Source organism: Candidatus Bathyarchaeota archaeon (genome assembly GCA_018396705.1).
GTDB lineage: Archaea > Thermoproteota > Bathyarchaeia > Bathyarchaeales > Bathycorpusculaceae > DRVP01.
Window position 1 is genome coordinate 191,365 of the sequence record JAGTQZ010000003.1, and the last position, 21,228, is coordinate 212,592.

Annotated in this window: 18 protein-coding genes and 1 tRNA gene; 7 read left to right on the forward strand and 12 right to left on the reverse strand. The window is 43.2% G+C overall.

The window, feature by feature from the left end; translation table 11 throughout:
• Nucleotides 1-4: 4 nt before the first annotated feature.
• Nucleotides 5-727 (reverse strand): sulfite exporter TauE/SafE family protein, encoded by a 723-nt coding sequence (locus KEJ24_03580; GenBank protein MBS7646900.1) that lies wholly within the window; start codon nucleotides 725-727, stop codon nucleotides 5-7.
• Between the two features lie 189 nt (nucleotides 728-916).
• Between KEJ24_03580 and KEJ24_03585 the strand changes: the two genes are divergently transcribed.
• Both KEJ24_03585 and KEJ24_03590 read left to right on the forward strand, forming a co-directional pair.
• A complete protein-coding gene (locus tag KEJ24_03585; protein MBS7646901.1) occupies nucleotides 917-3,145 on the forward strand; it encodes a DEAD/DEAH box helicase in 2,229 nt (742 codons plus the stop codon).
• 154 nt (nucleotides 3,146-3,299) lie between these two features.
• Complete coding sequence (locus tag KEJ24_03590) at nucleotides 3,300-5,609, forward strand: right-handed parallel beta-helix repeat-containing protein (GenBank protein MBS7646902.1); 2,310 nt, start codon at nucleotides 3,300-3,302, stop codon at nucleotides 5,607-5,609.
• On the opposite strand, the gene KEJ24_03595 is transcribed toward KEJ24_03590, so the two are convergent.
• Together KEJ24_03595 and KEJ24_03600 are read right to left on the reverse strand one after the other, a co-directional pair.
• Entirely contained in the window at nucleotides 5,606-5,980 is a 375-nt protein-coding gene (locus KEJ24_03595) for a hypothetical protein (protein MBS7646903.1), read from the reverse strand. The two genes, KEJ24_03590 and KEJ24_03595, sit on opposite strands and share 4 nt — an antisense overlap.
• 515 nt (nucleotides 5,981-6,495) lie before the next feature.
• Complete coding sequence (locus KEJ24_03600; protein MBS7646904.1) at nucleotides 6,496-7,866, reverse strand: adenylosuccinate lyase; 1,371 nt, start codon at nucleotides 7,864-7,866, stop codon at nucleotides 6,496-6,498.
• A 138-nt stretch (nucleotides 7,867-8,004) separates the two neighbouring features.
• Between KEJ24_03600 and KEJ24_03605 the strand changes: the two genes are divergently transcribed.
• Complete coding sequence (locus KEJ24_03605; GenBank protein MBS7646905.1) at nucleotides 8,005-9,468, forward strand: asparagine synthetase B; 1,464 nt, start codon at nucleotides 8,005-8,007, stop codon at nucleotides 9,466-9,468.
• A 21-nt stretch (nucleotides 9,469-9,489) separates the two neighbouring features.
• Here KEJ24_03605 and KEJ24_03610 read toward each other — a convergent pair whose 3' ends face one another.
• From KEJ24_03610 to KEJ24_03620, 3 genes are all read right to left on the reverse strand, one after another.
• Nucleotides 9,490-9,672 (reverse strand): 4Fe-4S dicluster domain-containing protein, encoded by a 183-nt coding sequence (locus KEJ24_03610; GenBank protein ID MBS7646906.1) that lies wholly within the window; start codon nucleotides 9,670-9,672, stop codon nucleotides 9,490-9,492.
• Nucleotides 9,673-9,736: 64 nt separating this feature from the next.
• Nucleotides 9,737-11,485, reverse strand: coding sequence for a hypothetical protein (locus tag KEJ24_03615; GenBank protein MBS7646907.1), 1,749 nt, complete (start codon nucleotides 11,483-11,485; stop codon nucleotides 9,737-9,739).
• Nucleotides 11,486-11,576: 91 nt separating this feature from the next.
• A complete protein-coding gene (locus KEJ24_03620; protein MBS7646908.1) occupies nucleotides 11,577-12,059 on the reverse strand; it encodes a hypothetical protein in 483 nt (160 codons plus the stop codon).
• 80 nt (nucleotides 12,060-12,139) lie between these two features.
• Between KEJ24_03620 and KEJ24_03625 the strand changes: the two genes are divergently transcribed.
• Entirely contained in the window at nucleotides 12,140-12,910 is a 771-nt protein-coding gene (locus KEJ24_03625) for a radical SAM protein (protein ID MBS7646909.1), read from the forward strand.
• Here the strand turns inward: KEJ24_03625 and KEJ24_03630 are convergent.
• Genes KEJ24_03630 through KEJ24_03640 form a run of 3 tightly spaced genes read right to left on the reverse strand, consistent with a single transcriptional unit; the run spans nucleotide 12,907 to nucleotide 15,244 of the window.
• Nucleotides 12,907-13,299, reverse strand: a complete 393-nt coding sequence (locus KEJ24_03630; GenBank protein ID MBS7646910.1) for a DUF2095 family protein — start codon at nucleotides 13,297-13,299, stop codon at nucleotides 12,907-12,909. The two genes, KEJ24_03625 and KEJ24_03630, sit on opposite strands and share 4 nt — an antisense overlap.
• A 52-nt stretch (nucleotides 13,300-13,351) precedes the next feature.
• Nucleotides 13,352-13,972, reverse strand: coding sequence for a nucleotidyltransferase domain-containing protein (locus KEJ24_03635; GenBank protein ID MBS7646911.1), 621 nt, complete (start codon nucleotides 13,970-13,972; stop codon nucleotides 13,352-13,354).
• A gap of 21 nt (nucleotides 13,973-13,993) precedes the next feature.
• Complete coding sequence (locus KEJ24_03640) at nucleotides 13,994-15,244, reverse strand: glycosyltransferase family 4 protein (protein MBS7646912.1); 1,251 nt, start codon at nucleotides 15,242-15,244, stop codon at nucleotides 13,994-13,996.
• Nucleotides 15,245-15,418: 174 nt separating this feature from the next.
• Between KEJ24_03640 and KEJ24_03645 the strand changes: the two genes are divergently transcribed.
• Nucleotides 15,419-17,365 carry a PAS domain S-box protein gene (locus KEJ24_03645; protein ID MBS7646913.1) on the forward strand — a complete coding sequence of 649 codons (1,947 nt, stop codon included), beginning with the start codon at nucleotides 15,419-15,421 and terminating at the stop codon, nucleotides 17,363-17,365.
• A 71-nt stretch (nucleotides 17,366-17,436) separates the two neighbouring features.
• Here the strand turns inward: KEJ24_03645 and KEJ24_03650 are convergent, their stop codons facing one another.
• The 3 genes from KEJ24_03650 to KEJ24_03660 form a co-directional block, all read right to left on the reverse strand.
• Entirely contained in the window at nucleotides 17,437-18,192 is a 756-nt protein-coding gene (locus tag KEJ24_03650) for a hypothetical protein (protein ID MBS7646914.1), read from the reverse strand.
• A 91-nt stretch (nucleotides 18,193-18,283) separates the two neighbouring features.
• Nucleotides 18,284-19,108: a KaiC domain-containing protein gene (locus KEJ24_03655; protein MBS7646915.1), complete on the reverse strand. Its 825-nt coding sequence runs from the start codon at nucleotides 19,106-19,108 to the stop codon at nucleotides 18,284-18,286.
• A gap of 170 nt (nucleotides 19,109-19,278) precedes the next feature.
• Nucleotides 19,279-20,400 (reverse strand): fructose 1,6-bisphosphatase, encoded by a 1,122-nt coding sequence (locus KEJ24_03660; GenBank protein MBS7646916.1) that lies wholly within the window; start codon nucleotides 20,398-20,400, stop codon nucleotides 19,279-19,281.
• Between the two features lie 110 nt (nucleotides 20,401-20,510).
• On the opposite strand from KEJ24_03660, the gene KEJ24_03665 reads away from it, so the two are divergent.
• Together KEJ24_03665 and KEJ24_03670 are read left to right on the forward strand one after the other, a co-directional pair.
• On the forward strand, nucleotides 20,511-21,011 hold the full coding sequence (locus KEJ24_03665; protein ID MBS7646917.1) for a hypothetical protein: 501 nt from the start codon (nucleotides 20,511-20,513) through the stop codon (nucleotides 21,009-21,011).
• 62 nt (nucleotides 21,012-21,073) lie between these two features.
• Nucleotides 21,074-21,185 (forward strand) — tRNA-Arg (locus tag KEJ24_03670).
• The last annotated feature ends 43 nt before the right edge of the window (nucleotides 21,186-21,228 follow it).

Below are 21,228 nucleotides of genomic sequence, written 5' to 3' on the forward strand. Positions count from 1 at the left end.
AAGTTTAAACTCCAATATACAATGTTGCCAGCATTCTTATCCCAACGACAAAAAGGACTAAGCCAAGGATCCTCCTTAAAGTTGTAACTTTTATCCGCCTTGAAATGGCTGGTCCAAGCTGAGCGCCTATGACGGCCCCAATAGTTACTGGTGCAGCCCACTGTAGGGCAACGTTTCCAAGAAAAATGTGAGGTATAAGAGCAGCCGTGTTCGTGAGGGCCATCCCAAACTCGCTTGTACCCGCAGCTATGTATGGCGACATGCCCAGAACTAAAACCATTACTATCATATCCACTGTGCCGCCGCCAGCGCCGAACAGCCCAGCAACGAAGCCGCTGACGAAGCTTGCTAAAAGACAGAGACAAATTGTCCGCCTAGATAAAATAAAGTCTCCACATTCGATTTCGCCACCTTTCTCATTCTTCGTTTTGAGAATGCGAATTGAAATTATCATAAGCAAACAGCCAAATAAGCTTGCAAGGATGTTGGAAGATAAGAGCGTTGTGATGAAAGCTCCTAGAACAGCGCCAGGGACGTCAAATACGTCAAGCAAAACTCCCACTTTATAATTAATTTTCCTTTGCCTAGCATATGCTATTGCTGCAGAAATTGTTGTAAACGTCATCATTAATAAACTGACTCCGATAGCGTGCTGTGTTTTGAGGCCGAAACCCAAAACAAGTATGGGGACTATGAGAATCCCCCACCGAGACCAACTAAACTGCAAATGGTGGCCACCAGCAACCCAGCTAAGAATAGGAGCAGGTTGATCATTAGCATTCCAACCGTTTACATCCCAACATTTGGTTTGGCTTCTCCTTAATAATCGCTTCGCACTTCATGATTTTAAACCTACGTAATGTTTTAAATTGATGGCACTCTTTATTATGCAGTAGGAACATAAAAGGGCGTCCAAGTGAAAATTGTTGATCTACCGATTCCCGAGTCTGTCAAGGAGATTCTTATTAAAGGCGGGATTGTCGAGCTATATCCGCCCCAAGAAGAAGCTATTAAGGCTGGGGCTTTGGATGGGCATAACCTTGTCTTGGCTAGTCCAACAGCTTCTGGCAAGACTTTGGTTGCGGAACTTTGCGCGCTTAAACATGTCTTGGAAAAGAATGGTAAAGTCCTCTACCTGTCGCCTTTAAGGGCTTTAGCCAGCGAGAAGTATGAGGAATTTAGGAAATATTCAGTCATAATTAAGCCAGATGGTAAACGGGTAAGCGTGGGAATTTCTACGGGTGATTATGATGGTTCTGACCCGTGGCTTGAGCATTACGATATTATTGTCGCCACCAATGAGAAAGTGGACTCGCTTTTGAGGCATAAAGCCAAATGGCTTGACGACGTCAGCCTCGTAGTAGCGGATGAAGTGCACCTGCTCAACGAGGTGGACCGCGGTCCAACCTTGGAGGTGGTTTTGGCGAGGCTTATGCAGACAAATCCAGACATCCAGATATTGGCTCTGAGCGCCACCATAAACAACGTGGAGGAGGTTGCAGGCTGGATTAGGGCTGGCTGCATAACCACTGAATGGCGTCCCATAACGCTAAAGGAGGGCGTCCTGCTTCACAATGAAATTCAGTTCAAAGAAGGCGACGCCAGAAAAATAGAGAAGGAGGTCAAAAATCCAGCCATCAACTTGGCTCTGCACACGGTGAAAACTGGCGGACAAGCCTTAATTTTTGCGGCTACTCGGAAAAGCGCCGTGGCTTTGGCGAAGAAGACAGCCAAAAAGATAGAAGAGGTGCTTTCGAAGCCGGCTAAAAGGGCTTTAGAACGCGAAGCTGAGCGAATTTTGGGCGCCGGCGAAAAAACAAGGATAAGCGAGCTATTGGCTGAGCTGGTTAAGCGAGGCGTCGCCTTTCACCATGCTGGTTTAGGGGGTGAGCACAGAAAAATCATTGAAGACGCGTTTCGTGAGGGCAAGATTAAGGTTTTAACCGCCACACCCACCCTAGCTTTCGGCGTGAACCTTCCAGCCAGAACAGTCATCATCTACGATTATAGGCGTTATGAGCCGGGGTACGGCTACTATCCCATTAGCGTTTTAGAGTATAAGCAGATGTGCGGGCGGGCTGGCAGACCAAAATATGACAAGATAGGCGAAGCCGTTATAGTGGCTAGAACAGCCGACGAAGCCGACTACTTAATGGAAAGCTACGTGCTTGCCAAGCCCGAACGCATATGGTCTAAGCTTGCTGTGGAGCGTGTTCTGCGCAGCCACGTGCTGGCTACCATCGCTGCTGATTACGCTCACACAGAGGCTGGCATTTACGAGTTTTTCGGCAAAACCTTCTACGCCTACCAGTATGATGTGGCAGCCATTAAAGGAATGATTGCAAAAATCCTCAAGTTCCTCTATGATGAGGAAATGATAGATGTGAGCGGCGCCAACATTTACGCTACAAGATTCGGCAAACGCGTAAGTGAACTCTACATAGACCCCATTTCGGCAGTTATAATCCGCGACGCCCTGCGGCAGAAACCCCCACTTCTGACGGAATTAAGCCTCCTCCACATGATCTGCCACACTCCCGACATGGGGCCGATTCTCAGACCATTCACAAGCGAACTTGACACTGTTGCGGTTTTCCTAGAAGAGCATTGGGACGAGTTTATGGTGCCCGTTCCAGACGAATGGGAGGATCGCATAGCCTACGAGCAGTTCTTGGGCGAAGTGAAAACAGCCATGGTTTTGAAGGCCTGGATTGAGGAAGTCAGCGAAGACGAAATAATTGAAAAGTACCGCGTGCAGCCCGGCGATCTATACCGAACCATCGAAAGCGCCAAGTGGCTGCTTTACGCAACCCACGAGCTGGCAGTTCTATTCAACAACAAGGAAATACCGCCCCTAGCCAGTGAACTCATGGAAAGAGTGGAAAAAGGCGTGAAAAAGGAGCTTCTTCCAATAGTCCGCCTAGGAGGCGTGGGCAGAGTGCGTGGACGCATAATATACAACGCTGGATACAAAACAATAGAGGACTTGAAACATGCTCAAATTGAAGACTTGATGAATCTACCGCTAATCGGGCCGAAGTTGGCAAAGAAAATTAAGGAGCAGGTGGGCGGCTTCATCAAAAAAGAAGCTTTGGAGAAGCTTGAAAAAGAAGAGTGGAAGCAGAAAGCCCTAACCGAGTACTAACCTAGATCAAGTATCCGAAAAACATAAAAGTTTTGTAGAAACTTTGTATGCTGGGAAAGACGCTTCGCTGGGGTTTGCCTAACTCTTCTTTTGAAGGGTTCGGGCGAATTCGGAAGTTGCGTTTTTCTCAACAAAATTGAAGGAGAAATTAAGAATGAAAAATGTTGGCAAAGTATGGCTTATAATGTTGCTTATGCTTGTTTCCGCATCATTTTACGCCCTTAAAACGCCAAATGTGGAAGCGGCTGGAACCATTTATATTCGAGCCGATGGATCCATTGACCCACCAACCGCGAACATAACTCGAGACGAGTTTAATATGACTTACACTTTTACCGGCAACAATTACGACACCATAGTCATAGAGCGGAGCAACATAATACTTAACGGAGCGGGGTTCACGCTTAAAGTGGCAAGTGCTGATGGAATAAGCTTTCAGTATCAAAGCAACATAACAATAGAGAATTTGAACGTGGACGCTGGACCAAACTCATTTGGCATATACGCCTACTATTCCAATAACATAACCATATTTGGCTGCAGGGTTTACTCTTCAAGCACCGGCATAAGCATCTACTACACTTCATACTGCAAAATATACGGAAACACCATTGAAGGCAACGGCATAGGCATAAGCATAACAGGCTCAGAGGTTGAGAGCGCCGGACACCACAATTTGATATACAACAACACCGTAGCCTCCAACAGCAATCATGGAATATACTTGCTCGGCTACAGCAACAGCGTTTACAGAAACAACGTAACTGGAAACAACCGCGGAATCAGTATTGGAGGCAACTTTAACAACGTTTACGAAAACATTATCACGCGAAACAAATACCCCGACGGGGAAGGTATCTCCATCCATTCACAGGGTGGAGGCTGTAATGTGTCTTATAATTATGTCGCAGAAAACACCTGGGGCATTATACTGGGAGCTGGTCATGGCGACTATACGCCTAACACTTTGAAAGGCAATGTTATGGTGAACAACAGCCGCATAAACTTCGGACTCGAAGGCTATCGGGCTGAGATGCCGCACTTATACAATGATGTAGACACTTCAAACACCGTTAATGGCAAACCAATCTACTATTGGATTAGTAAAGAAAATGATGCACTTCCATTAGACGCCGGGTTTGTAGCCCTAATTAACTGCAAAAACATAACAGTAGCAAACCTGAACATAGAAAAAAACCTAGAGGGCATCATACTCGCCTACTCCAACAACTGCACAATTTATGGAAATAACCTTACCGACAACGGATATTCCTCATATTACTACGGTAACATCGCACTTTACCGCTCATCAAACAACAGCATATACAACAACAATGTGGCAACAAGCAACTGGAATGGGCATGGAATAGTACTTGATCACGGTTCTTCACACAATACAGTTTCAAAAAACAACATCACGAAGACTAGTGTCGGAGTTTACCTGCCAAGTGATAGCCATCATAATAACATATCCAGCAACTTTCTTAAAAACAACGGTAACCGAGGAATCAGCTTAGAATACTCATCAAACAATAAGGTGCATAACAACGACATATTAGGTCCAGGCAAATACGGTATATACCTTGGCATGGAACACAACATCATTTCGGAAAACAACATAACCGCTTATCAACAAGGCGTTTACGTAGTGGGTCAACGGAACACCATAGTCGGAAACAACATTATGGACAATTTGGAAAAAGGGATCTCGCTGGATGGTTCATTTAACAACTTTACCGAGAACAACATCATGAATAACAACGAAGGAGTTTATCTTTACAGCTATGGTACAAACAACTTATTTTTCCACAATAACTTCGTGGACAACAAAAAACACGTAACCTACTACTGGTCCGGCATCGCTAACTCTTGGAATAACACCTATCCTATTGGCGGAAACTACTGGACCGGATACGAAGACAAATACCCAAACGCAACTGAACTTAATAATTCCGGTTTATGGGATACACCATACATAATAAACACGAAAAACATTGACTACTATCCGCTTATGGCGCCGACAAAACCCATAACGAGAAAGTTCACCGCCTACGACGATACGAAAGTGGAAGTGCGCAGCAACTCTTCCATCTCGCAGTTCCAATTCGATACAACTGCCAAATCGATAAGCTTCAACATAACCGGACCAGCGGGAACGAAAGGCTTCTGCAACATAACTGTCCCGTTAAACCTCCTCTGGGGAGACTTCACACTATATATGGACGGTGTCCAACTAGAGGAGGGTGTCAACTACATGAAGACGTGCAATGATGTCCAATGCCTTTTCCATATAACATACACCCATAGCGCGCATGAACTTGAAATACTCGGAACAGAAGTCATCCCAGAACGCTTGAGCTTAGCCGCAGTGCTACTGTTTACAATTTTCACAGTTCTAGCTACAATCAAAACAAGGAATGGCTTTAACAGAACCAAAGGCTTCCTTTTGCAGCTTCAAGGTTAGACTGGTATTGGACGACGCGTGTATAACCTATATCCTAAAACAATCAAGTCGGCTATGATTGTCCATGCGGTTACTACACGCGCAGCCATCGCATTTACTTCATGAACATTTATCTGAGTTGGATCTCGCGTCAAGAAAACGGCGCAAAAGGCAAAGATTATCATTGTTGCCACAGCCACAAGGTCGATCAATTTTTCTCTTGTTTGGGTTTGCAGCGTTGCCTGCTTTGGAATCGTTTTCTTAAAGATAAAGGCAGTTACAACTAGTAAAACGGCAATCGCAATGTATGCTCCTGGATGGATTTGCGGGGCTCCGGGCATGTTTAATTGTATGCTTATGCAGTAGAGGAAGCCCACAAAAAGCAGTAACAAGACCAAAATTGCCCTTGCCCGTTTGAGAGAAGTTTATGATCCCAGTCTCTCGGGAAAAGACGTGTCGCAACATAAAATGTTAGCACACTCTGCAAGACACCCCACCAGAAAATGTTAATGAACAAGAGGGCTGCCCAGTTTATGCCGAAGATTTGTGGGTCAATAAACTGTGACGCGGGTACGAAAAGCGTGAAAAAGGTTCCGAAAAAGAAACAGGCAATGACAACGTTATAGTCTTTTAGGCGGTGTCTCGTAATCAAGTCTTCCAGCAGTGTAAGTATGGAAAGTAAACCATAAACAGGAAAACCGGCAGCAGTGGGCGAACAGCTAAGTTGTTTAATCCCCTCATTGAGTATTCAAAGAGGAGATTAAAACCTACAGCGGCGAGAACAATTTTTCCAGCGGTTCAATGGGTTCATCTCTTTTGCCATTTAAACCTTGGGATAGCTTGCATGTCTTGTTTAAAGCTTTGAATGTCTTACGTGTGAGTGACGCTTATGATGGTTTAAAATTTTCTAATCCTTTAGCCCTCTATTTTTGCGCTCTTGTCTTGTCTTTTCCACCATAAGTTCAACCTGTTGCATGGCTGTTCCAAGATAGTTCCGCGGATTTAACGCATCGTCGATCTCTTTTTCACTTAGTTTCCCCCTTACAATCTCGTTTTCCAACAAAACTTTTTTGAATGGAACTTTTTCCACTTCACTCTTTATTGTTAATTTTCTGAGCAGTTCGTGGGCTTCCTGTCGGCTTAAACCTTTTCTCGTTAGGGCTATCATGACGGCTTCTGACATGGCTCTTCCTTGGGTTAGCTCTATGTTCTGGCGCATGCGCTCCTCGTTCACGTAAATGTTTGCAATCACATTTGTCATTAGAAGGAGCATGTAATCCACGAGGATGCAGGCTTCTGGAATAATAAAGCGCTCCGCGGATGACTGGGTTAAGTCGCGTTCGTGCCATGTCACTACATTCTCTAGAGCTGGAATTATGAGGCTCCTGACTATGCGTGATAATCCGCAAATGCGCTCACATGTCTCCGGGTTCCTCTTATGGGGCATGGTGGAGCTTCCCACTTGTTTTTCAGCCTCAAATGGTTCAGCCAGCTCACCTATTTCAGGCCGCTGGAGCTCGCGTATTTCTGTGGCGAAGTTTTCGAGGCTTACGGCAATCAAGGCCAGTAGACATACTAGCTCGGCGTGGCGATCTCTCTGCACAATTTGCGTTGAAATGTCCGCTGGCTTTAAGCCAAGCTTTTGCATGACAAGTTCTTGGATTTTCATGGCGTGTTCGCCTAAACCTGCCTGTGTACCCACAGCACCGCTGATTTTCCCCACAAGCACTCGTTCACGGCATTGTCTAAGCCTTTGAATGTGGCGGGATACTTCCCTCATCCAAACAGCAAACTTGAAGCCCAAAGTTATGGGTAGGGCATGCTGCCCATGGGTTCGTCCCATCATCAACGTTTCCTTATAGCATAGGGCTTTTTCCATCAAAACTTTCTCAAAATCGTTCAGCCGCTTCTCTATGATATCCAGGGCTTCTTTCAATTGGAGGGCTGTAGCTGTATCAACAACATCATAGCTTGTGGCGCCGAGGTGTACGTAAGCCCCGCTTGGACCGCAAGCCTCTGCCAGTGCCTTGACGAGCGCCATCACATCGTGTTTGATCTCTCGTTCAATCTCTTTTATGCGGGCAAGTTTCACATGTTCAAGCGACGCAGCAGCTACTATCCGTTCAGCGTCTTCCCGCGGTATGTTACCAACTTCAGCGTGCGCCCAAGCCAAGGCTGCCTCGACATCTAACATCTTTTGGATACGGTTTTCTTCTTCGAAAATGCGCCTTATTTCAGGCGTGCCGTAGCGCCCAGTATCGATTGGGAGGATTGGCAATTTTTTCCCTCTTAGAGAGTATTACAGTTGGGGATTAATGCTTTTTCAGTTTATGAGCATATCATATAAACAATGCAATCTGCTTTAAATGGCTATAACCGCTATAAATTGCTACGTGCCCAGAAAGGTTGGATGACAATGAAAGCACTTGCAGCGATTCTCAATAAAAGGGGGAAAAATGCTGTTAACATGTTAGTTTCAATGCTTAATGTCCTGGGACGAACCGGTACAGACACCTTTTGTATAGCTACACAAGATGACATAACCTTAAACTCTTCATTAGAGAAACTTTCAATTCAAGGGATTAAATCGTCAACAGCCTTAGGACATGTGTTCTTAAAGGTGGTGGCTGCGGACAAACCCAAACTGCTACAGTTTGGAAAATCAGCATTCGTTTTTGATGGAAGAGTATACTCTCCCGCTACGGAGAACCTTGAAACAGTTTTAGCACAGAAGTTTCAAGCTGGCAACGTCTTAACAGCGGCTGAAACATTGATCAAAGAGTTTGACGGATGCTTTGCCTTTGCCATGGTTGAAAACGGGAAACTGGTTGCCGGTAGGGATGCCTTGGGAACGTATCCCCTATACTATGGAGAAAACAGCGACTTTTTTGCGGTTGCATCAGAATGTAAAGCCCTCCGGAAGATAGGCATAACCAGAGCAAAATCATTTCCACCGGGACATGTATTGATCACGGATAAACAAAGTTTTAAAATTAAACGAGTTAAAACTCCTTCGAACCCAGTTAAATCAATGTCGGTGGAAGAGGCTGTTGATAAAGTTCATAGGCTTTTGTTACAGTCGACGGCTGAAAGAACAGCATGCCTAGATAAAGTTGCGGTGGCATTTTCTGGAGGTCTAGACAGCAGTCTAACAGCTTTCCTAATTCAGAAAACTGGAATTGATGTGCACTTAATCCATGTAAGCCTTGAAAGCCAAATTGAAACTTCACAAGCCGAAGAGGTGGCTCGCTTGCTGGATCTTCCATTTAACAAGTTTTTGTATAGTGTTGAAGAGGTGGAACGTGACCTTCCAAAAATCTTGTGGTGTGTTGAAATCCCAGATCCGCTTCAAGTAAGCATAGGCATACCCGTTTTCTGGGCAGCTGAAAAAGCTGCGGAACTAGGGTTTGGAGTTTTGTTTGCTGGACAGGGAGCGGATGAACTTTTTGGGGGTTATAGGCGGTATTTGACTCTTTACACACGCTTCGGCGAAGATTTTGCTGAGAAAGCTATTATATCTGACATTTTGAAAATGTATGAGAACAATTTCGAAAGGGACTTCAAAGTTTGCAACTACCACAACATTGAACTTCGTTTGCCCTTTGCCTCCTACCCGCTTGTCGAATTGGCCATGGGCCTACCATTAAACTTGAAAATAGTTTCCAAAAGTGACATGCTTCGAAAATTTGTACTTAGAAAGACGGCTGAAAAGCTTGGACTGCCCAAACAAATAATCTGTAAACCTAAAAAAGCAATACAATACGCCACAGGAGTTGATAAAACCCTCAAAAAATTGGCTAAAAAACATAGTCTGTCTCTAAAACGGTATTTAGTGAAGATTTTCAAGGAAAGCTTTGGTAAAACTTTAGGAGGGGGATGAAAAGGGGTTTTGGCAAAAACGTTACTCGATTACTTGAATGGCGCTTTCAGGGCATTGAGCTTCGCATGCTCTGCAGACAAGACACTCTTCCACTTTCACCGGGACAGATTTTCCGTCCTTTATCTCGTAGACGCCCACCGGGCATGTGTCAACGCATGTTCCACAACCCGTGCACTTGTGGTTGTCAACTACTATCTTTACCATATTCATCCTCCTTAAACTAGATCTCATCTAGATTTAACGAGTGGGATAAAAATCTTTAGGTGCTCTAGCGGATTTCTTCACGTATTCTCAATAGAATTCCATTAATTGTTGTTTCAGCTTTTTCTTTTCTACGTTGATAGTCGGCGAGAAGTTTACGGTATGCCTCTATGGATAATTCGCCCCTTCTATGACGGGCCTCTATGCTTTGGATGTCCGCTTCAACTTCATTGACTTCGGCTTCTGCTGCTTCCAACTGATGCATTAAGTTTGCGTATCGGCCTCCAGCGGATCGAATTTTAACTTTAAGCTCATTTAAGTTTCGATTAAGCGTTGTAAGACGTGTTTCCAAAGTCTTCCTTTTAATCTTGTACCTTCGTCTTGGAATGCGCCCCTTACTTACCGCATTTTCAAGAGACTTTATTTCAGCAAGGATTTTTCTCTTTTCTTCGTAAAAATCGACAAAAGCCTTTATTGTCTCAAGGGTTAGCTTCACAGCCACTGTTGGAACCATAACGGCCACAGCCGCTGGTGCTTTAGGCTTCCTCCAAACAGCTATGATTGCGCATACGAATGTGGCTAAAGCCCAAGTCCAAAGTGTGGGCCTGAAAGAAAGCCAAATAGGGTTATACGTGTAGGACGCAATCACTGTAAACGCATCCAATAAAAGCAAACCTTGCTTGTGCAGTATAATTTTTTCTTGAAAAATCTCCTTGACAGTTCCATAAGTCGTATCGGTTGGAGAACCTTCACAGCTTAAATCCGTTATTTTAGCTCCTTCTGGAAATGTAAGCGTTATCCATGCTTCTTTAACGTAGTATTTGATATTTTGGAACATTTGCAGTTTAAGTTCATTACCTTTTTCACACCTTGCAACAAGGTTGTCTGAAAGTTTGTATTTTACGATAAACCTTGCAGATTCTCCTGTTTTCAAGGACAAAGCTCGACCGGCAAATGTTAACTTCACTTTATAACGGCTTGAGTTTGCATCAGTCAGTGTGGGTTTTTCCCCCTTTCTTCCAAATTCGTCTTCTACAGTTACGTCAGAGGCATTCGGCATGAGAACGACGTCTATGGATGATATCTCTTTTGGCGATTGATTCTTAATGAGGTAACTGTCTGAAACTGTAACTTCCCCCATCGCACCTACAGAGATTTCCCGTTTAAACTCTTCCACAGTGAAAAGTTGTATTTCTTCCGTGGTTAAAGAAAAGGTTACGTTGGCCTTTTCATAAACGAAAGGCTGCAATTCAACATCAGCCGCATAGTTGAACCCAGAAACTGTGCCAGAAACATACTGCGCGTTTGAAGGCAAAACTAGCGAAGCGTTGCAGGAAGCTGCTTTTAACGTTAAGCTTGGAAACGCTGGAAAATCTAAAGTGAAAAGATTTTTGTTCGTTGCATTTTGTATAAGGAGATTTTGTGAGAGTACAAAACAGACGCTGAAAACACCTCCTTCCGGTGGAGGGTTGAGGTTTATACTCACGCCATAAAAGCCTACTCGTTCTTCTAGCGGAACACCAGCTACAACATTATATCGTTGCATGGCGTTAGAATGTGAATAAGCCATGCACTCTAGGATATAAGCACCGTATAAGTACGGTAGGCCTATCAAAAAATTGTCTGGTGGATTACCACCCACCTTAATTGTGTCGTTTATAAGGATATAGCCGTTGTAAAGAACCTCCACTTTGTGGTTAACCCACTCTACAGTGTATTTGTTTTCCGCCTGGGATCTCTCAACATGAAAAATGTTTAATGCCAAGGTTAAAGATAGAACAACCCAAACTGTGAACATCAAAGTTTTCCTTTTCAACGGTTTTCCTCCGCTTGCCTTCGAGTCTGGTTTTCAAAGATATTCGAAGAACTATTTATTTTCTTTTACATTTTCCGAGGTTTTCACGCTTCTAGAGGGGCACTTGTGATATGAAATTTGATGCTCTTTTAAGCCTATAAATAAAGACGCTTCTAAGTTTCCCTTTAACGTCGGGTTGCTTCTCCGTTTGAACCGATTCGACATTGTACTGTCCGAGAAACATGTATTTTCCTGGAGACTTTTTCTCGAAAACAAATAATGGGAAACGTTTTTCTATCTGCATTTTTAGGACTAGGTTTCCCCTTGTCATTTGCTGATCCCCAAAGCGTCCTTCACCGGTGTACAGGAGAATTTCACCCTCAAACCTATCGTGGTATGGGTTTTCAACACGCTCCTCTGGAGTCTTAACAATAACCGTTGTGAGAACAACATGCTTAATCCCAGTTTTTAGGCTTCCGCTATACCTTATCCCCCGTCGCGTACACACATTGAAAATTCTTGAAATTTCCCGATTGCTGAGGATATCGCCAACCTTCAACCGCATATATCCATCAATGTACACATGTGCAGACAAGAATTAAAGTATCCCTAGCATAAAATAAAGCATTGAGAAACAGGAGCCCTTGAGCAGTCCTTAAAAGGAAAGGTTTCACATTGCCCTACGATCCTGTTGAACGGCATATTACCGTCGAAAAATTGGTGACACGTCATAGCCCAGAGGGGCAGGAGAGAAAATATTACCGTATAAGACTTGCAAGATGGTATGGTGGAATAGTCACAGCTGACTGTGTTGGATGCGGTTTATTGTGCCGTTTCTGCTGGGTTTCGGATGTTGTCGCCAATCGACCAGCAAGTGTTGGAAGCTTTTACACACCAAAAAAAGTTGCTGAAAACCTAATCACCCTTGCAAGAAAATGCAAACTAGACCAACTTAGAATAAGCGGAGGGGAGCCAACCATAGGGAAAGAACATCTGCTGGCTGTACTTGAAAACTTAGGCAGGGAAAGATATCGTTTCATTCTTGAAACCAACGGCATACTTATAGCTCACGACGAAGACTACGCCAAAAATCTGGCAAAATACGATTTCGTCCACGTGAGGGTTTCGCTTAAAGGGTGCAGCGAAGAGGAATTTACAATGCTAACGGGTGCTAAGCCGGAGGGGTTCAAACTGCAACTTGAAGCCCTCTGGAAGCTTGTTGAGGCTGGTGTAAGCTGCCATCCATCGGTTATGGCTTCTTTTTCAACAAGGGAAAGCCTCCAATCGCTTATGCATAAACTAAATCAAATAAGTCCTAAACTAGTGGAAGAAATTGAAATTGAAGAGCTTATATTGTACCCGCATGTCATTCGGAGACTACAAAAGCATGGATTGAAGTATTATTCTGGTTATGCTCCTGAAAGCGTTCCCCCGGAGCAAGTTTAAAGTAATCCACCATGTTTCAGGTAGTAGTTTTCTTCTTTTTTGGGACCGAAACTTCGAACGCCTTTTTCTTTAAGCTGTTTTCTAAGTTGTAAAGCATATTCACTGCTTATTTCACCCCTTTTCTCCATGTAAGCTATTATCTCCTCGGCTTGTTCTTCTGTGTCACATCGGCGTAAAAAGTCAATAACATCTGGGTCATAGTGGATAAAGGGGTCAGCGTGGTTTCTCCGTTTTTCAGAAACTGCTTTTTCCCCCACTTCAACATTTGTGCGGATAGAATTTATTTGAACTTTGTTTTCGTCTAATTCTATTTCTCTCGCTAGGTTCGGGAAAAGCTTTTTGAAAGTTTCTTTGTCGAACTCCACATGGTTTACCTTCAAAGGTTTCATAATCTCAAATGATGATTCTAATATTTAAATGTCTAGCAAGGTTTAATGTCGACTAGAATGGAACAAATCTTTTGGTTGGGTTTTTTGATAGCACTTTTTCCAATTCATGAATGTTAAGTCCTGAAATAATGTCTCCATATATTTCGCAACTTTCTTTTGCGTCATGTTCTGCTTCTGCTTCCGCTTGATTTTTGACTATTATTTCCGCTTCCTCACCAGAGGGTAACTTCGCCAGTACGCGGTAAGCCCTTTTCCATTTGCCGCCCTTAGTCATGGCTATCCAACCTTTTTCCACTATCTTAATGCCAGCTTGCTCCAGTGTAGCTGAAACTTCTTCAGGCTGGTCATGATAGACGTTTATGTCTATATCGCTTTTGTGGTGGATTGTGCCTCGCCAAACGCTACCCACAAGCACCGGGCTATATCTTTTTAAGGTTTTCATAAGATTTAGAGCTTCCTGCCGCATTCGGATGAGGCGTTCTTGTCGTGTGGCGCCTTCTTTTTCTTCGGCTATCCTGTCAAGCTCCATTGCAACTTCAAGGTTTGTTGGCAGAATGCTTGCTTTGAAAGTCTCAGCTGCCTTCAGTTTTGCTTGCTTGTACTCTTTCTCAATTCCTTGGTATAAAAGGTTAGCAGCCTCTCTTGCAACTTTTCTTCGGATGCCAGCGTCCATCAGAAAGCCCAATGCAACATTTCAGCGTTCTATTATTCGCTCATATAGTTCAATGGTTCTTTCAGCTATTTTGTCCCATGTGAATTCATTTAAAACTCGGCGTCTTCCGTTTTTGCCAAGCCATTTTTTCTTTTCAGGATTTTCCAAAGCATTTAAAACGCCCCAAGCGATGTCCGCTGGGTTGTTTGGGTTGATGTGAAAGCCACATTGCTCCTCACCGCATGGCACGACTATTTCGCGCATTCCGCTTATGCCCGCTGCGCCTACAACGACTGGACGCTCCATGCTCATGGCTTCCAGTGCAACTATCCCAAAGGGTTCGTAGAGGCTTGGGAAAACCGCCACATCGCATGCCGCGTAGTGAAGGATGCGTTCATCTTCTGGCAAGAATTGGAAGTTAAATTTTACAGCATCTTGGAGCTTCATCATCCTTACGAGGTTAACAAGGTAGTCTTGCATGTCGCCTAATCCAACAATAACCAGTTTTGCGTTTGGGATTTTCTGCAGTATATGAGGCATCGCCATTACAAGTTTGTCAACGCCTTTGACACCTACGAGTCTTCCAATGAACAGAATCATAGGTTCTTCGGGTTTTATGCCGTAAAACTCTCTTACGCGGGTTATTTGTTCCTGGGTTACTGTTTCTGGATTGTATTTCTGTGGGTCGACACCATTGTAGCAAACCTCTATCTTATCCTTAGGGAAGCCTAGCGATATTAATTCGTCCTTCATGGCATAGGAAACTGTGATAACCATGTCTGCAGCTCTAGCCCCGCGAAGTTCTATGTTGCTAACAACCTCCGAGCCGTTTCCAAGCGTTCTGCCCCTCTCTGTGGAGTGGACGTGGAAAGCCAGCGGCAGGCCGGTCTCTTTTTTAACGGTTATGCCGGCTATAACTGAAAGCCAATCATGGGCAACTACAATGTCAAACTTGAAGCCTTCTTTGGCGATAAGCTCGTTAACAAGTTTTGAAGCACTTAAATAGTTATAAACTAAAATTTTTGAGAAAAGCTGTATGCCCCTGCCCCATTTTTTAACGTCTTCAGCCACCACGTCTGGCAGAGAATCCGAAATGTCAATGTGTAATGGCCGGTGGATTTCTATGCCGCGCCAAATTTCTCTCGTTGGAAGAGTGCCCTCGTCATCATTCATTGTGAAAACTGTAACGTCATGATCCATCAAAACGAATTTACGTGTAATTTCAGCTGCGTACGTGCCTAAGCCACCAACGATTTTAGGCGGGTACTCGTAGACAAGTACAGCCATCTTCATAGTGTTTCCCAGTCTTCGTTTACTTTTTAGTGTGCTGGCTTATTTGCGTTTTCTAATGCGAAACAAATTGATTGTTTTAGTTTTTGCTTCTCTGATATTGATTAGATGTCCATAATCTTTATGTGATATCTCACTGGAGGCTTACCTGATATTGGCTTAGGAAGTATACAGTTGATGTCGTATAGCGACGAGGGAGATGAACAAAGAATACGTGAAAGTGAAGTTAGGTTTAAACGGTTATTCATGGATAGCCCTGATGCTTGTGTTTATTTAGATCCGAACTTTCATGTTTTAGATATTAATCCTCGTTTCACGGAACTTTTTGGCTACACATCGGAGGAAATCAAAGGTAAAAACATTAACGACGTGGTTGTACCAAATGATAAAATTGATGAGGCAAGGGAACTAAACAAAAAAGCGCTTGAAGGCCCCTTTTGTTTCGAAACGGTCAGAAAAAGGAGAGATGGCTCCTTAATACCAGTGTCCTTGTCTATAGCTCCAATAAAATTTAAAGGTAAACTTTTAGGGGCGGTGGGAATATATAGAGACATAACAGAGAGAAAACGTTATGAGGAACGCCTATCTGCGTTGAACTTTTACGGCCACAGCCTAAACGCTGCCAAAAGTATGAAAGAAATCTACAACCTAATATTGGACGCTTTACAAAAGGTGCTTGGGTTTGAGTATGCTGAAGTAATGATGATTAGCGGAAACACGCTTCGTGTTGTCGCCTGCCGTGGATATTCGCAACCCATTTGCTCTGATTTGCCTCTTGATGGCAGTAAGAGCGGTGTAGCCGTAGAGGTGGCAAGAACAGGCAAGTCAATTCTAGTGTCAGACGTTAGGAATGAAGGTGATCTCGTTAGAGTTAAATATGGAGTTCTCTCCGAACTTGCCGTACCTATCAAAGTTGGTAACAAAGTCCTTGGAGTTTTAAATGTTGAAAGTAAAAGGGCAGCTGCTTTCAGCGAAAAGGACCAAGAGTTACTTGAAATCTTGGCGTCTCATGCTGCAACCGCAATAAGCAACCTAAAGCATGCCCAAAACCTAGAAAAATACGCACGTAAGATCAAAGCGAGCCAAGAAAAATTTGAAAAGTTGTTTATGAACAACCCGGAAGCCGCTGTTTATACGGATTCGAACTTTCGCATATTAGATATTAATCCTCGTTTCACGGAGCTTTTCGGCTACACGCTCAAAGAAATTAAAGGTAAGCATATTGATGATGTATTAGTGCCTAAAGACCTTATCAAAGAGGGGCTTATGTTAAACGAAAAAGCCGAGAAGGGGTATATCTATTACGACAGTATCAGACAAAGAAAAGATGGAACTTTAATTCCAGTATCCATATCTGCAGCTCCAATAGTTATAGATGGAAAACTTGTCGGCACTATAGGAATATACAAAGATATTTCACACTTGAAAAAAATTGAAAAAGAATTGAGGGATGCGCTGGAAAAGTTGCGTGTTGTCGGCAAATTGACGAGACATGACGTGCGAAATAAACTATCAGCAGTTGTTGGTAATGTTTACTTAATTAAAAAAAGATTGGCCGACAATCATGAAGCTTTAAGGTATTTAGAAGAAATAGAGGGTGTCATTAAACAAATCGAGAGAATCCTTAATTTCGCTGCGACATATGAGTTGCTTGGTGTTGAAGAGTTAGTATACATCGACGTCGAGAAAACCATTCAAGAAGCGGTTTCGCTATTTACAGACCTTAAAGGCGTCAAAGTAATGAATAAATGCAAAGGCTTGAAAGTGTTAGCAGATTCATTGCTGAGACAAATCTTTTACAATCTTATCGATAACTCTTTGAAGTATGGCAAGAAAATAAAGAAAATTAGAGTATATTATGAAAAGACAAGCGAAGAACAGTTAAATCTGATCTATGAAGATGATGGTGTAGGTATACCTAAAAAAGAAAAGGAACTAATTTTCAAGGAGGGCTATGGAAAAGGTACGGGTTATGGTTTGTATTTGATAAGAAAAATCTGTGAAGGCTACGGTTGGACGATACAGGAAACAGGCGAATATGGAAAGGGAGTCAAGTTTACTATGACCATACCAAAAATAAATATAAGAAGTGGAAAGGCAAACTGGAAATTTGATGAACGTTAATCGCATCGAACACTGAAAACTGGAGTTGGAGATACCACTTGTGTTTTAACGTCCAACGGTGTGCTGAGTAATCAAAATTTTCGGAGCCACTCGTTTATCTGCTTGTCAAGTCTTTTGTTTTTGGGCTTTTTTCCTCTCCATGAGCCTATGTAACCTCCGATTGATTCGTAAGCTTTTGTGGCAAGGGCGTCAGCTTCCCTCTTTTTGAAGTTTCGCCAGGCAGGGTTATGTTTAAACTTTTTTGGTTGAATCCATTCTGTGGAGAAGCTGTCAACTTTATTTGGTTTTAGGCATACACAAACCACGTTTAATTTACGATGAAAACTTAATGGGCATGTGAAGACTCTACCAGCATCCATCCTATTTTCGACACGTATATTTCCAGCGCATAGTTTTTCAGAGATCTTTGGCAATGCATGAAGATTTACATACTCCACGATAGCGTAAGCCAAGTCTAATGGATGTGCTCCGTTGAGAGCGTCTTCAGAGATTGCTTCTTCGTGAATGTGGATGTGGCAACCGTTCCCAGACCATTTAATGTAAACGGAATCTTTCACACCTTCGTTTTCGAGAAAAGCAATTATTCGCTTTGCAACAGCTATGGTCTCCTGCCAGTTTGAAAGTTTGCTGTTAACATCCCATGTTGGAGTGCAGCGGGCTACATTTGAAAGTGCGCGCACGTCTCCAACATTATTCACTGAGCGGTATTTGTTAGCTGACGCATAAATGGTTCTCACTTGAAAATTCATTGCTCTCAAAAGTTCTTGGAAATCTCTTACCTCCTTGACTGTTAGTGGTTTGCCCTTAATGTATCTTCTGAAAACCAATTCACCCTTTTCGTTTACGCAATGAGTTGCAATCCACCTTTAGGCGCAGAAGCCCGCTATTTCTTTTTGAACATCCAGTCTAGAATAATGTTCAAGGACTAGATTCCGGTTGTTCAAACCTTCTTTTCTCCATCGTCCTCTCAATCTTCTCCATAACTTTTCTGGGCAAAGCTATATCTTCTATACGTTCCTCCACCGGTCCCAGAATCACAAGTCCTTTTCCAGGTTCAATGGCGATTTCGTGCATTTGGAGACTATGATACGTTTGTCGCATTTTTTCTACAAGCAAATAACGCTTTAAAACGCCGTTTCGTACAAAACGCCTAAACCTTATTATGCCATCTGCTATGTGCTCGACGCCCCAGCCGAAAGCCTCAGAAGTGGTTATGGCATATTGGGATGTCGCCAAAATGGTGAAGCCCCATTTTGCTAAAACCTTCTTGACAAAATAGGAATGCCGTCGTGCCATGGCAGGCTTGTCAAGCCAAAAAGCTGAAAGCGAATCAATAACTAAGCGGGCTCTCCCATAACCCAAAGCCTTTTTCGCCTCAATAACCTTGTTTACAAGCTCTTCAACGCTTAATGTTTTAATGGTCCACTGATCTTCGGTTCCCATCAAAGCGTCAATCAAAACAAGTCTTCCATTTTTTATAGCGCTGGCAAAGTCGAAGCCGAACTGTGCAGCCTGCGTTACTATAGACTCTCTACTTTCCTCAGTTGTCACATAAATACACTTGTCTTCGTCGGATAAACCTTGCGCAATGAAATGAATACATAGAATAGTTTTCCCGGTGCCCGGTTCACCAGTGACGGCTACACAGAAACCTCTTGGAATACCGCCTGCAAGCATTTTGTCAAGAGCATGCACGCCAGTCGAAAGTCTTTCTACAGCCAAACTGAGCCCTTCAGCAAACATTATTATAAAAAATCCTTCTATTAGGGTTTATCATGGTTAAAATTTTGGTTGACTTCATAAGTTAATATTCAAACTTTTGGATTTAAAGGCTGACTCGAAGTATATATGAGGAAGAGGCATCAAAAAATTGTAAAACTGAGAAAATCCGCATGGAACAACCAGTAAATTTGTTAGACTGGCACAAACTTTTCCTTAAGCTTTTCAATGATCTGAGGCAAAGTTGTGTACTCCATGGATTCGACGCCTAAGCGGGCTGGCTCAAATTCGCCCATGTGCCTAAGCATGGCTGCAAGCTTCAAGGCTTCCTTCCTTGCCTTTTCAAAAGCTGGATCTGCGAAAAAGTCTGCTATCATAGGGTTGCCTTCATCGTCGCTCGCTATTGTCCCGTTACAAACTTGGAAGCCTAAAGCCACAAGTCTTGGAGGACCATCAAAAATTGTGCACCGTGCGTCATTCAACCCCACGGGCATTATGGGTCCCCAGTGGCTTCCTCGCATCCAACCTGCCACAAGGTAGCTATGCATAAAAGGTACAAGAATTTCGCCGACAGCCGGTAAGCCATACTGAGCGCGTACAATCATGACGGGGTCATCTTTTCCAACGTATTTTCCAGCAATAAGTGAAAGCTTTGTTACGCTGCTTGAAGCGCATATTAAATCGTCTCGGGCTCGCCAAACCCTTGAAACTATGTATCGTTCAACAGTGCCTATTAACGCTACAAGCTCATACATTTCTTCTGGACATTTAAGGACAACTTTCTTTCCTTCCTTTGTGTCCACAACCTCGAACTTGAAACCTCCAGCCATGTTTGGATCTATAACGAGGCCAGCAGTGTTCATTGGATCCGCAAAAATGCGGAAAAGTGGCAAGTTAAAGCATCCAGCTGATGTTTTGTCTGCTGCAAAAACTACTATTGGGTCTGATTTGCGTTCTTCAATTTCCATTTCAGCTACACCAGGGCCTAATCCACGAATGTTCCCGCTGAAAGCATTTTTCAACAAGTCTTGCCCCGCTCCGTAAAGCTTCAGCTCTAAAGCTTTACTAGCAGCCTCTTGGAAGGTGTTCCATGCAAGCTGGTGAATTTCCCGGTTTGACTCACCCCTCTCATGCACCATAAGAAGCTGTAAGTCGTCTCCAACGTTGAAAACATAGTAACTGTTTATTAAGCCTTTTTCCTTAGCTTTTTCAAGGTTTCTATTTGCTATTTCAAGTAATGGTTTAGGAACCACATGGTGTCCAGCCAGGGAACCTACATCACATTTTATAATTGAAATCGTGGTTTTCTTGGCCATGAAATACCCACTTTGCCAAGCAGATTACGGTTAAAAGTTAGAACCTCTAGCTTTTAAAAGGTTTACCGAAGAAAATAGGGAATAGTTAACATTAGCCTAGCGGTGGTAATATGAGCGAGTTAAAAGTGGTTTCCGTGAAAATTCCTGAAGAAGTTTATCAAGAACTAGTCTTGCGGGTTCCAGAAGGCGAAAGAAGTAACTTCATAAGAGACGCTATAATTGAGAAACTTCAAAAAACGCCGAGGCCGGACAAGATTCTCGAAATTGAAAGACGATTAGAAAAGCTTGAGGCTGAATTCTCCCAAATAAGAAAGTATCTCGCAGACTTGGAGCTTCTTACACATGAAAGAGGCAAAGCAAACCCCTACGCCTTCTGCTTAGACGAATTAGACCATAAGATCATAGATTACCTAATACACTATAAAGGTGCCACAACGCCTGAGATAGCTGAATACTTGAAAACAAATAGGTGGCTGATATTGAACAGGCTTAAAAGGATAGAGAAAAACTCCAAAAAACAACTCGGCAAACCAATAATAGAATACTATCCAGGCGAAAAAACTGGCAAGAAAAAAGCGTGGTGGTTAAACGATGAGCTTATAGAAATTTAAAAGCCCTATACAGCACCGATAATCATTAATTCCTAGAAAAAGCTTAACTTCCCTTAAAAGATGGGCCCGTAGCCCAGCAAGGATTAAGGCGCCGAACATGTATCATGGAGAAGCCGTGACATGCGCGTAGGCCTCCGGAGCCGGAGAACCGGGGTTCAAATCCCCGCGGGCCCGCTAAGAATTCTGTTGAAATTTTGATTCACTCTGTAGCTAATAA

Coding starts and splice junctions, on each gene's coding strand:
- KEJ24_03590 (MBS7646902.1), top strand. CDS start 3,300: ATGAAAAATGTTGGCAAAGTATGGCTTATAATGTTGCTTATGCTTGTT.
- KEJ24_03605 (MBS7646905.1), top strand. CDS start 8,005: ATGAAAGCACTTGCAGCGATTCTCAATAAAAGGGGGAAAAATGCTGTT.
- KEJ24_03610 (MBS7646906.1), bottom strand. CDS start 9,672: ATGGTAAAGATAGTAGTTGACAACCACAAGTGCACGGGTTGTGGAACA.
- KEJ24_03630 (MBS7646910.1), bottom strand. CDS start 13,299: ATGAAACCTTTGAAGGTAAACCATGTGGAGTTCGACAAAGAAACTTTC.
- KEJ24_03635 (MBS7646911.1), bottom strand. CDS start 13,972: ATGGACGCTGGCATCCGAAGAAAAGTTGCAAGAGAGGCTGCTAACCTT.
- KEJ24_03640 (MBS7646912.1), bottom strand. CDS start 15,244: ATGAAGATGGCTGTACTTGTCTACGAGTACCCGCCTAAAATCGTTGGT.
- KEJ24_03645 (MBS7646913.1), top strand. CDS start 15,419: ATGTCGTATAGCGACGAGGGAGATGAACAAAGAATACGTGAAAGTGAA.
- KEJ24_03655 (MBS7646915.1), bottom strand. CDS start 19,108: ATGTTTGCTGAAGGGCTCAGTTTGGCTGTAGAAAGACTTTCGACTGGC.
- KEJ24_03660 (MBS7646916.1), bottom strand. CDS start 20,400: ATGGCCAAGAAAACCACGATTTCAATTATAAAATGTGATGTAGGTTCC.
- KEJ24_03665 (MBS7646917.1), top strand. CDS start 20,511: ATGAGCGAGTTAAAAGTGGTTTCCGTGAAAATTCCTGAAGAAGTTTAT.